We start from the raw sequence: 10,536 nt of genomic DNA, 5'->3' as shown, positions 1-10,536 counted from the left end.
CCGCCCCGCCCTCCTCCCCCGCCGATCTTGCAGTTTCTGTTGGCGTTTCGCGTGGGATACCCGTTATGCCGAGACAGAAAGTGCAAGATCGCGTGGGGGTGGGGATCTGGGGGTCAGCGGGTCAGGCTGATGATCTCGTCGCCGGCCAGGCGGCCGGACTCGCGGTCGCGGCGCACGTCACCGGCGTCGAGCAGGTCGGCGAGCGCCTGGTTGGCGTCGGCGGCCCGATAGAGGGTCGCGGTGAGGGTGTGCCGGCGCAGCTCGGTGACCGGCCGTGGCCCGCCCGCGCGCAGCTCGGCCAGCAACTGCTGAGCCAGCGGTTCGAGATCCGGATCGCCGAGCACGTCGACAGTGGTGCCGGTCGGGTCGAGGGGGTCGCGGTAGCGCACGCCGTGGTCCGCGCCGACCGCCCAGAGCGCGTCGCGGATCGCCTCCAGACTCCGGTCGGAGCGGCTGCCGAACGCGATCACACCGGCGGCCTCGCCGCCGGGCAGCACCGGTGCCACCTCGGCGACCAGGGGAAACCCTGCGGAGACGAGCACGTCTCGGGCACTGTCGGTGGTGTGCAGCAGTAGCTCTCCGGTCCGGCCGTTCGTCGCGGCGGCGAGCACCTTCGGCGTCACCGCGCCGGCCAGGTCCACGAAGGAGAACAGTGGCGCGCCGGCAGCCCCGGCGGCCTTCACGGCGACCGGCAGCCGGTACGCGTCGCCGGGCAGCAGGTGCACGGTGACCTCGGCGGGCAGCTCCGCCTCGATGGGGCCGAGCCGGGCCGGCAGGTCGGCGTCGGCGGCGTCGGCCAGCACCAGCACCGTCACCTGCCGGCCGCGCACCTGGTCGCCGTGTGCGGCGACCAGGCGCAGTGCCGCCTCCGCGCTGCCCGCGTCGACGCCCGCGAGGGCGACGGTGGCCCGCCGGGAGCGGTGCAGGGCCGCGGCCAGCCAGGTCGTCAACTGGCGGACCAGCAGCTCGCGGAGGAAATCAGTGGTCCGGTCGGTCGGCATCGGTCCGTTCTACCGTATGGGCGGTCAGGCCGGGACGGAGATCCCCACCCCGCCCCGGGTCTGCCCGCCGTAGCGCTGCCGCTCGGCGTCCAGGTCGAGCCGACCGATCTGCTTGCGGGCGGCCAGCGCGGTGTCGTCGAGCAGGTTGGCCGGGATCAGCCAGACCACCTCGAACTCCAGACCGTCGGGGTCCCTGCCGTAGAGGCTCTTGGTCGTGCCGTGGTCGGAGGTGCCGACCAGCGCGCCGGCCGCGACGAGCCGCTCGGCGGTGGCGGCCAGCTCGTCGAGCGTGTCCACCTCCCAGGCGAGGTGGTAGAGGCCGACGGTGGACCGACCAGCGGTCGACCGCCCGGCGCCCGCGCCGATCTCGAAGAGGCCGAGGTCGTGGTCGTTGGTGGAGTCGGGGGCCTGGAGGAAGGTGGCGCCCCGGAAGCCGTCCGGGGTCATCGCCACCGGGCGGAAGCCCAGCACGTCGCTGTAGAACGCGACGCTGCGGGCGAGGTCACTGACGTAGAGGACCGCGTGGTTGAGCCGATGAATACCCATGACCCGAGGCTAGCGCGATTTAGTTGAGCATTCAACCATCGGGGGTATGATGGCGGTCATGACCCGCTGGCTGGACCCCGACGAGCAACGCACCTGGCGCGCGTACCTGACCGCTTCCCGGGTGCTGATGGACACTCTCGACCGCGAGCTGCAACGCGACGCGGGCATGCCGCACGCGTACTACGAGATCCTGGTCCAGCTCTCCGAGGCCCCCGGTCGCCAACTGCGGATGAGCCAGCTGGCCCAGGCCGCGGGGTCCTCGCGCAGCCGGCTCTCGCACGCCGTGGCCCGGCTGGAGGCCGCCGGCTGGGTGCGCCGCGAGGACTGCCCCACCGACCGACGCGGGCAGATCGCGCTGCTCACCGACGAGGGTTTCGCCACCCTCGCGGCCGCCGCGCCCGGCCACGTCGAAGGGGTACGCCGACACCTGTTCGACGCGTTGAGCCCCGCCCAGGTCGACCAGCTGCGCCGGATCAGCGAGACCCTGGCCGAGCACCTGACCGGATCCTGACCAATCGACACCGGCGCGGGTCTTGTACTTACCGTCGTCGGATGAGCACGATGGGGCGTGTCTTCCGGCTTCGGTGAACTGACTGATCAGGCGCACCACCTCGTGTCCTCCGGCGATCTTGCCGGCGCACAGCAGCTGCTCTCCGACGCGCTCACCGACGCCGACCCCCGCCCGGCCAACGCCACCCCCGAGCTGGCCGAGGCGGCCAGCCTCCAGGCCCGGGTGCTGATCGCCCTCGGTGAGCCACACTCGGCCCGGGGGTGGGCCGCCTTCGCGTACGCGGCCACCACCCGCCTGCACGGTCGCGCCGACCCACGCACGGTGGCCGCGGCGGCCACCCTGGCCGCGGTGCTGCACCGGGTCGGCAGCCACTCCCGGGCGGCGCGGCTCTACCAGGAAGTCATCATCGAGCTGACCGCGCAGGACGGCCCGGAGTCGCTGCGGGTGCTCGCCGCGCACGCCGACCTGGCCACCGTGGAGTACGCGCGAGGCCAGTGCACGGTGGCCCGCGACCGCCTCCAGGACGCCTGGGAGCTGCACCGCGAGGTGTACGGCGACGGGCACCCCAGCGGCATCAAGATGCTGGCGCGGCTCGGGGCGATGCAGCGCGACTGTGGGCAGTTCGCCGAGGCGCACGACAACCTGGCGCTCGCCCGTGAGTTGTGCCGGCAGCACCTGCCCGCCGACGACCCGCTGGCCACCCAGGTGGCGGCGCTGGCCCGGGCGGCGGCGAATCCCGATCACGTCTGCGCCGACAACCCACCCACGGCCCGCGACACGCCCGTCGTACCGGCCGCCCGCGTTGCACCGCACGACGACGGGCCGACCGACTGGGGCCACCACCCGTCGGCAGCCGCACCCCACCACGCCGGGGCGGTTCCGAACCCCCGGCTGCCCTCCGACGAGGCGGTCGGGTCGACGGGCGGCAGGTGGCCGACCGAACCGGTGGACGGCCCCCCGCCCCACCCCGCCGACCCTCCGGTGCCCCCGTCGGTGGTCGGGCTGGCCGGCGGCGCGCAGGAGCAGCCCGGGGTGTACCGGCTGCACCGTCCCGCCGCCCCCACCGAGGCGTACCCGTCGTCCGACGCCTCGACACAGGTGGAGCCGTACACGCCGTCGCGGCTGCTGCCGGTGCCCGTGCACCGCGCGCCGCCGGAACAGCGCAACCGACTCGTGCCGGTGCTGGTGGCCGGCGTGGTAGTGGTGCTCCTCGGCGCGGCGGCGGTGATCGCCGGGGTGGCCCGGGTCGACGGCGACGACGAGCCGACCCCGCCGCCGGCCAGCGCCTCCCCCACCGCCGGCGCGCCGGCCAGCACCGCGCCCGCCCCGGGCGGCTCGGCACCCACGTCGGCTGCCGCCGCGGCGCCGCCCGGCACCCCACCCACCGCGGTGACCCTGCGCGACAACCGGGACAGCATCGCGCTGAACTGGACGTACCCGGCCGGCAGCGAGGGCCCGGTGGTCATCGCGGGCGGGCGCACCGGCCAGACCCACAACATCTTCGCCACGTTGCCGGCGGGCACCACCAGCTTCGTCATCTACGCGCTCAACCGCACCAACGACTTCTGCTTCACTGTCGCGGTCGCCTGGTCCACCGACACCGTGGCCCAGTCCAAGCAGGTCTGCACCAGCCGCCGCTGACCCGCAAGCCACTACCCTGCCCGCCACGCCCCGACCCTGCCCGCCACTGCACCGCCGGCTACGCCCCGCAGACCTCACTCAGCGTGAGCTACCCGTTGACGAACCCGCCGTGACACCCCGTCACACCCGACGCCCCGCCCACAACTCCGGCCCAGGCTTTGCTCTGCTTACCTATACGCACCACCTCGGATGAGCAGCTGAAACGTCGCGACCGCCGCTACAACACGCGTCGGCGACCATCACGTTGCGTGGCTGTCGCGTCCGCGGGTGCAGAGCAAAGGGGCATCAGTGGGCGGTTGGGGGGAGGTCGCCGTCGCGGACCGTCTACTTTTGGCCGTCCTCGGCTGGCAGCGCTGGCAGGAACAGGCACACCCGCAGGCCTCGCTGCTCCGGCGCGTCGGTCAGGATGATGCTGCCGCCCGCGCGTCGCACCAGCTCCCGGACGATGGCCAGCCCCAGGCCGGCGCCCCCGTCGTCGCGGGCCCGTCCGTCATCCAGCCGGGTGAACCGGTCGAAGACCCGCTCCCGGTCCGCCACCGGGATCCCCGGGCCGTCGTCGGTCACCGTCACCAGGTGGTACGCCCCGACGCCAGGCCGGACCGCGGAGCCCTCCGTCGACGTTGCCTCGGCGGCGAGCACGACACTGCCGGACGCGTGGCGTACCGCGTTGTCCACCAGGTTGGCCAGCACCCGACGCAACTCCTCGACCGCGCCGATCGTCCAGAGCGGGCCCGCCGGCGGCGCCACCCGCACCGGCGGCGACGGGTAGCGGGCGGCGACGTCCGTCAGCAACGCGCCCAGCTCCACCGGGCCGGTCCCCCGCGTCGGCGGCGTCTCGTCCAGGCGGGCCAGCAGCAGGAGATCGTCGACCAGGCGGCTCAGCCGGTCGGTGTCGGCGAGCAGATTGGCGGTCACCGCCGTCCAGTCCGTCCGGTCGGCGAGGCGCTGGGCCACCTCCAGTTCCGTCCGGATGTTGGTCAACGGGCTGCGCAGCTCGTGTGCGGCGTCGGAGACGAAGGCCCGCTGCCGGACGCGGGCGGATTCCAACCGGTCCAGCATGCCGTTGAGGGTGACCGCCAGGCGGTGGATCTCGTCGGCCGACGCCGGCACCGGCAGCCGGCCCGCACCGGCCCTCCCGGTGATCTCCTCGGCGCCTCGACGCAACTGCTCGACCGGCCGCAGGGTCGCGCCCACCACCCGCCACGCCACCCCGGCCAGCACGGCCACCAGCAGCGGAAACGCCACCAGCAGGATGGTCCGGACCACGTGGATGCTGTGCCGCACGTCGGCCATCGAGCGGGCGACCAGCACGGTGAGCGGGTCGGCCGCGGTGCCGGCTGGTACGGCGACCACGCGGACCGGGCCGACCAGCCCGACCCGCTCGGCCGGCACCTCCAGCCGCTGCCGACCCGTCCGGTCCAGTCGCTCCGGGCGGACCATCGGCACCAGCCGGTCGGCGTCGATCGAGGCCGCCCTGATCCGCCCCTGCGCGTCGACGACCTGCACACGGACCTGCCCGCCGGCCACCGGCAGTGGGTCGGGCAGCGCGTCCTCGGCGGCGAGCAGGGCAACGGCATCGGCGGTGCGGAACGCCTCGGTGTCGACGGTGCGCTGGAGCACGAAGCCGAGCGCGCCGAGCAGCACCACCCCGCCCACCGCCAACCCGATGGTGAGGCCGAACACGCCGATCGCCATGAGCCGCCCTCGCAGCCCGAGGATCGGCATCCAGCCGGGCCGGGCCCGACCGGTGGGTGCCGGGCCGTCCGACGTCACGTGGCCAACCGGTAGCCGGCACCCCGGACCGTCTCCAGCCGGTCCCGGCCGAGCTTGCGGCGCAGATAGCCGACGTACACCTCGACGGCGTTCGGCGCGGTCTCCAGGCTCGCGTCCCAGACGTGGTCCAACAACTCGATCTTGGAGATCACCTGACCCGGCCGGCGCATCAGGTAGTCCAGCAGCGCGAACTCCCGCGCGGTCAGCGTCACCTCGGCGTCCGCCCGGGTCACCCGCCGCCGGGCCGGGTCCAGCCGCAGGTCGCCGACCGCCAGCACGGCCGGACGCTCCGGTGCGCCCCGACGCAGCAACGCCCGCAGCCGGGCCAGCAGCACCACGTACGAGAAGGGCTTGGTCAGATAGTCGTCGGCGCCGCAGTCGAGGCCGTCGGCCTGGTCGTACTCGCCGTCCTTGGCGGAGAGCATCAGCACCGGCAACCAGTGCTCCTCCGCACGCAGCCGCCGGACCAGCTCGTACCCGGAGAGGCCGGGCAGCATCACGTCGAGGATCATGGCGTCGTACCCGCCGTGCCGGGCCGCGTCCAGGCCGGCCGGGCCGGTCCCCGCCACATCCACCGCGAACCCCTCGGCCTGCAGGCCGCGTTGCAGGGCAGCCGCCAACCGGGCCTCGTCCTCCACCACCAGCACGCGCACCACTCAAGGGTGCCACCCGGGTCAATCAACCCCGTTCGGTGTCCTCAGCGCGTTCACAGCAGTGAGGGGGCAGGATGGGCGCAGGAGGTGCCACCATGTCCGTCCTGAAAAGCCGTCCCGTCCTGCGCTGGCTGGTCCCGGCCACCGCGGCCGTCGCCGTCATCGGCGGTGGCGCGGCGATCGGCACGTTCGCCGCCGAGGCCGAGCCGAGTCTGCCGCCCCGCACCGCCGCCCAGCTCCTCGTCGACCTGCAGACATCCCGGTTGGAGGGGTTGTCCGGGACCGTCGTGCAGCGCGCCGACCTCGGCCTGCCACCACTGGTCGGGCTGCTCCCCGGCAACGAGCTGACCACCATGCTGACCGGCACACACACCCTGCGGGTCTGGTACTCCGGGCCGGACAAGCAGCGGGTCGCGCTGCTGGACACCCTCGGCGAGCAGGACGTGATCCGCAACGGCCGGGATCTGTGGACCTGGCAGAGCCGCACCAACACCGCCACGCACCGCGCGTTGAGCGACAAGGCCGGGGCGTTCAAGCCCGCTCCGGAACCGGCAGCGAGCCTGCCGGCCACCCCGCAGCAGGCCGCCGACCTGGCGTTGGGCGCGATCGACCCGAGCACCGAGGTCAGCGTCGGCCGCTCGGCCACCGTCGCCGGCCGGGACTCGTACGAGCTGGTGCTCCAGCCGCGTGACCAGGACTCGCTGGTGCACCAGCTGCGGATCGCCATCGACGCCAAGCAGCACGTGCCGCTGCGCTTCGAGGTGCTCGCGAAGGGCAGTGACCAGCCGGCGTTCGAGGTAACCTTCACCCAGGTCGACTACCGCCGCCCTGACGCCGACCAGTTCACCTTCAACCCGCCGCCCGGGGTGACGGTCACCGAGGAGAAGGCCGAACGGCCGGCGGGCAAGCCCGGTCACGTGAAGCCAGCGGCGGACCCGCAGGTCCGTGCGGTCGGCGACGGCTGGACCACCGTGCTGGTCGCCCGCCTGGACGGTGCGCTCGACGGCAGGCCCGCCGCTGGGAAACCCGCCACTCCCCCGGCCGGCGCCGCACCCGACGTGGACGTGTCGAAGCTGCTCGGCGGGCTGCCCGCCGTCAGTGGTGACTGGGGCAGCGGTCGACTCTTCAGCACCAGACTGTTCACCGTGCTGCTCACCGACGACGGCCGGGTACTCGCCGGAGCGGTGACGCCGGAGCGGCTCTACCAGGCCGCCCGCGGCTGATCTCCGCGTGTTCGCGCCGGGTCGACCTGACGGTCGGCCCGGCGCTTCACCGTGCGCGCGGGCGGGTCAGCAGACGCCGAGGGCGCTGAGGTAAGCGTCGGCGAGGACCGCGTGGCCGGGCAGGTACGGGTGGACCCGGTCGTCGGCCCAGCGCGTCGCGGGACTCACCGCCAGCACCCGGTCGAACGCCGCCTGGTTGGGCACGTGCACCGCGTCGAACTCGGCGGCGAGCGCGGCCACGACCGCCGCGTACCGGTCGGTGTCGGCGCGTTGCGGATCGGTGCGGTCCGCCTCGATGAGGAACGGGTCGCCGAGGATCAGTCGGCAGCCGGTGCCGGTGACCGCCCGACGCAGCAGGTCACGCAGGGTGCGCTCGTACTCGTCGATGCCAACCGCCTCATCCGGGCGGTCACCGTAGCGCCGCCAGATGTCGTTGATCCCGATCAGCACCGCGAGCCAGTCGGGGCGCTCGGCGATGGCGTCGGCGTCCCAGCGGGCGGCCAGGTCGCGCACGGTGTCGCCGCTCACACCCCGGTTGATCCACTCCACCTCCAGCTCGGGGTGCCGGGCGTCGACCAGGGCGCGCACCAGGCTCACGTATCCGCTGCCGTACGGCGCTGCGGTGTCGCGTCGACCACAATCGGTGATGCTGTCCCCGATGAAGACCACCCGTTGGCCGGTCCGCAGGATCATCCGCCGCCACCTCGCGATCACCGGCGCGCCGGACCGCCCGGCTTGGTGAGAACCGGCGGAACGCGCTATCTTCAACAGTTCGAAGGGCACAAAAAAGAACGGCTAAAAGCCGTTCCTGCAAAGGATTCTAATCTTTAGGGAGACGGCTTGTCAAGGCACTCCGGCGGTTCCGGCGAATTGCCGCTCGACGACGAGATCGGTCGCGAGCAGGAGTACGTCTCGATGCTCTACCACCGGCTGGACGAGCTGCGTGAGCAGGCCGCCCACCGACTCACCGCCGAGCTGCACAACACCGGCGGAACCCTCCAGGACCGCTCGCAGCGCGACAGCTCGGTAGCGATGTACGCCGATCAGGTCGAACAGTTCTCCGCCGTGGAGAACGGGCTCTGCTTCGGCCGTCTCGACGGCGACGACGACTCCCGCCGCTACATCGGCCGGATCGGCATCTTCGACACCACCGGTGACTACGACCCGCTGCTGATGGACTGGCGCGCCCCCGCCGCTCGACCGTTCTACCTCGCCACCGCCGCCAACCCGCAGGGCGTACGCCGTCGCCGGCACCTGCGTACCCGCCAGCGCAAGGTGACCGGGCTCAACGACGAGGTGCTCGACATCGACAGCGCCTCCCCCGGCGCCCACGAGGAGTTGACCGGTGAGGCGTCGCTGCTCGCCGCGCTCAACGCCGGCCGCACCGGCCGGATGCGCGACATCGTCGAGACCATCCAGGCCGAACAGGACGAGATCATCCGCGCGGAACTCCCGGGCGTCATGGTGGTCCAGGGTGGCCCCGGCACCGGCAAGACCGCTGTCGCGTTGCACCGGGCGGCGTACCTGCTCTACACGCACCGCCGCGAACTCTCCAGCCGGGGCGTGCTGCTGGTCGGCCCGAACGCGACCTTCCTGCGGTACATCTCCCAGGTGCTGCCGACGCTGGCCGAGACCGGTGTGTTGCTGCGTACCCAGGGTGATCTCTTTCCCGGGGTGAGCGCCCAACGGTCCGAGCCGGCCGAGACCGCGGCGCTCAAGGGCCGGGCGGTGCTGGCCGAGGTGTTGGCGCTGGCCGTGCGGGACCGGCAGTGGGTGCCGGACGAGCCACTGGAGATCGAGGTCGAGCGGGAGACGCTGACCCTCGACCCGGAGATCGTGCGCGCCGCCCGCGACCGGGTCCGCCGCACCGACCGACCGCACAACCTGGCCCGCGCGCTGTTCGACGTGGAGATCGTGCACGCGCTCGCCGAGCAGGTGGCCGAACGGATCGGCGCCGACCCGCTCGGCGGGGACAACCTCCTCGACGAGGCGGACCGGGCCGAGATCCGGCGGGAACTGCGCGAGGAACCGGAGATCCGGGCCGCCCTCGACCAGCTGTGGCCGGTGCTCACACCGCAGCGGCTGCTCGCCGACCTGTACGCCGACCCGGATCGGATCGCCGCCGCCGCGCCGATGCTCACCGCTGACGAACGGGCGCTGCTGCGGCGCGAGCGCGGTGGCTGGACCCCCGCCGACGTTCCGCTGCTCGACGAGGCGGCCGAACTGCTCGGCGAGGACGAACGTGCCGCCGCCGCCCGGCGGGACCGCATCCGGATGATGGAACGGGAGTACGCCGAGGGCGTGCTCGAGATCGCCAGGGGTTCCCGCTCGATCGACGTCGAGGACGAGGCCGAGGGCGGTGAGATCCTCGGCGTCACCGACCTGATCGACGCGGACCGGCTGCTGGAGCGGCAGGAGGAGAGCGACCGGCTGACCACCGCGCAACGGGCCGCCGCCGACCGCACCTGGGCGTTCGGCCACGTGATCGTGGACGAGGCGCAGGAGTTGTCGCCGATGGCCTGGCGACTGCTGATGCGCCGCTGCCCGAGCCGGTCGATGACGATCGTCGGGGACGTCGCCCAGACCGGCGCGCTCAGCGGCACACCGTCCTGGGCGGACGCTCTCGCCCCGTACGTCGAGCAGCGGTGGCGGCTCACCGAGTTGACGGTCAGCTACCGCACCCCCGCCGAGATCATGGCGGTGGCCGCCGACGTACTGGCCGAGATCGACCCGGCGCTGCGGCCGCCGCGCTCGGTGCGGGAGAGCGGCGTACCCCCGTGGGACCGGGCGGTGCCCGACGGGCGGTTGGCTGCGGAGTTGGTGGCCGAGGTGACCCGGGAGGCCGCCGGGCTGACCGAGGGTCGGCTCGGGGTGCTGGTGCCGGCCGGCCGGGTGGGCGAGTTGGGCGCGGCGGTCACCGCGGCCCTGCCGGAGGCCGCCGTCGGCGAGCACCCGGAGCTGGAGAGCCGGGTGGTGGTGCTGACCGTCGCACAGGCCAAGGGGTTGGAGTTCGACTCGGTGCTGGTGGTCGACCCGGACCGGATGGTGGCCGAGTCCCCCCGCGGGCGCAGCGACCTGTACGTGGCCCTGACCCGCGCCACCCAACGCCTAGGAGTCCTCCGCCCAACCCCCACGCCCACCCCCACCCCCTGAGTCGATCATGAGGTTGACGTGGACTGTGATCTCTG

9 protein-coding genes are annotated in these 10,536 nt (G+C 73.3%); 4 read left to right on the top strand and 5 right to left on the bottom strand.

The features are described 5' to 3' along the window. Window positions 1-113: 113 nt before the first annotated feature. A complete protein-coding gene (locus KBX26_RS31890; RefSeq protein WP_030333599.1) occupies window positions 114-1,001 on the bottom strand; it encodes a hypothetical protein in 888 nt (295 codons plus the stop codon). 24 nt (window positions 1,002-1,025) lie between these two features. Beyond that, window positions 1,026-1,547, bottom strand: coding sequence for a VOC family protein (locus tag KBX26_RS31885; RefSeq protein WP_030333597.1), 522 nt, complete (start codon window positions 1,545-1,547; stop codon window positions 1,026-1,028). A 49-nt stretch (window positions 1,548-1,596) separates the two neighbouring features. Here KBX26_RS31885 and KBX26_RS31880 point away from each other — a divergent pair, with 49 nt between their 5' ends. Continuing rightward, window positions 1,597-2,058, top strand: a complete 462-nt coding sequence (locus tag KBX26_RS31880) for a MarR family winged helix-turn-helix transcriptional regulator (protein ID WP_030333595.1) — start codon at window positions 1,597-1,599, stop codon at window positions 2,056-2,058. A gap of 57 nt (window positions 2,059-2,115) precedes the next feature. Next, window positions 2,116-3,699, top strand: coding sequence for a tetratricopeptide repeat protein (locus KBX26_RS31875; RefSeq protein WP_210867109.1), 1,584 nt, complete (start codon window positions 2,116-2,118; stop codon window positions 3,697-3,699). Between the two features lie 324 nt (window positions 3,700-4,023). Here the strand turns inward: KBX26_RS31875 and KBX26_RS31870 are convergent, their stop codons facing one another. Next, window positions 4,024-5,394 (bottom strand): ATP-binding protein, encoded by a 1,371-nt coding sequence (locus KBX26_RS31870; protein ID WP_210867110.1) that lies wholly within the window; start codon window positions 5,392-5,394, stop codon window positions 4,024-4,026. A gap of 74 nt (window positions 5,395-5,468) precedes the next feature. Further along, window positions 5,469-6,125 carry a response regulator transcription factor gene (locus KBX26_RS31865; RefSeq protein ID WP_210863295.1) on the bottom strand — a complete coding sequence of 219 codons (657 nt, stop codon included), beginning with the start codon at window positions 6,123-6,125 and terminating at the stop codon, window positions 5,469-5,471. A gap of 95 nt (window positions 6,126-6,220) precedes the next feature. Here KBX26_RS31865 and KBX26_RS31860 point away from each other — a divergent pair, with 95 nt between their 5' ends. After that, window positions 6,221-7,348 carry a sigma-E factor regulatory protein RseB domain-containing protein gene (locus KBX26_RS31860; protein ID WP_210867108.1) on the top strand — a complete coding sequence of 376 codons (1,128 nt, stop codon included), beginning with the start codon at window positions 6,221-6,223 and terminating at the stop codon, window positions 7,346-7,348. Window positions 7,349-7,414: 66 nt separating this feature from the next. On the opposite strand, the gene KBX26_RS31855 is transcribed toward KBX26_RS31860, so the two are convergent. Next, window positions 7,415-8,041, bottom strand: coding sequence for an SGNH/GDSL hydrolase family protein (locus tag KBX26_RS31855; RefSeq protein WP_210867107.1), 627 nt, complete (start codon window positions 8,039-8,041; stop codon window positions 7,415-7,417). Between the two features lie 147 nt (window positions 8,042-8,188). Between KBX26_RS31855 and KBX26_RS31850 the strand changes: the two genes are divergently transcribed. Continuing rightward, the gene (locus KBX26_RS31850) at window positions 8,189-10,501 is read left to right on the top strand and encodes an ATP-binding domain-containing protein (RefSeq protein ID WP_210867106.1); all 2,313 of its coding nucleotides are present in this window, start codon (window positions 8,189-8,191) and stop codon (window positions 10,499-10,501) included. Window positions 10,502-10,536 lie beyond the last annotated feature (35 nt).

This window comes from Micromonospora sp. C97, assembly GCF_018070385.1.
GTDB lineage: Bacteria > Actinomycetota > Actinomycetes > Mycobacteriales > Micromonosporaceae > Micromonospora > Micromonospora parva.
This window is presented reverse-complemented; position numbering and strand designations above follow the sequence as displayed.

What these genes read in the sequence shown, in the direction of transcription:
- KBX26_RS31890 (WP_030333599.1), bottom strand. Translation starts at nt 1,001, where the DNA reads ATGCCGACCGACCGGACCACTGATTTCCTCCGCGAGCTGCTGGTCCGC.
- KBX26_RS31885 (WP_030333597.1), bottom strand. Translation starts at nt 1,547, where the DNA reads ATGGGTATTCATCGGCTCAACCACGCGGTCCTCTACGTCAGTGACCTC.
- KBX26_RS31880 (WP_030333595.1), top strand. Translation starts at nt 1,597, where the DNA reads ATGGCGGTCATGACCCGCTGGCTGGACCCCGACGAGCAACGCACCTGG.
- KBX26_RS31870 (WP_210867110.1), bottom strand. Translation starts at nt 5,394, where the DNA reads ATGGCGATCGGCGTGTTCGGCCTCACCATCGGGTTGGCGGTGGGCGGG.
- KBX26_RS31860 (WP_210867108.1), top strand. Translation starts at nt 6,221, where the DNA reads ATGTCCGTCCTGAAAAGCCGTCCCGTCCTGCGCTGGCTGGTCCCGGCC.
- KBX26_RS31855 (WP_210867107.1), bottom strand. Translation starts at nt 8,041, where the DNA reads ATGATCCTGCGGACCGGCCAACGGGTGGTCTTCATCGGGGACAGCATC.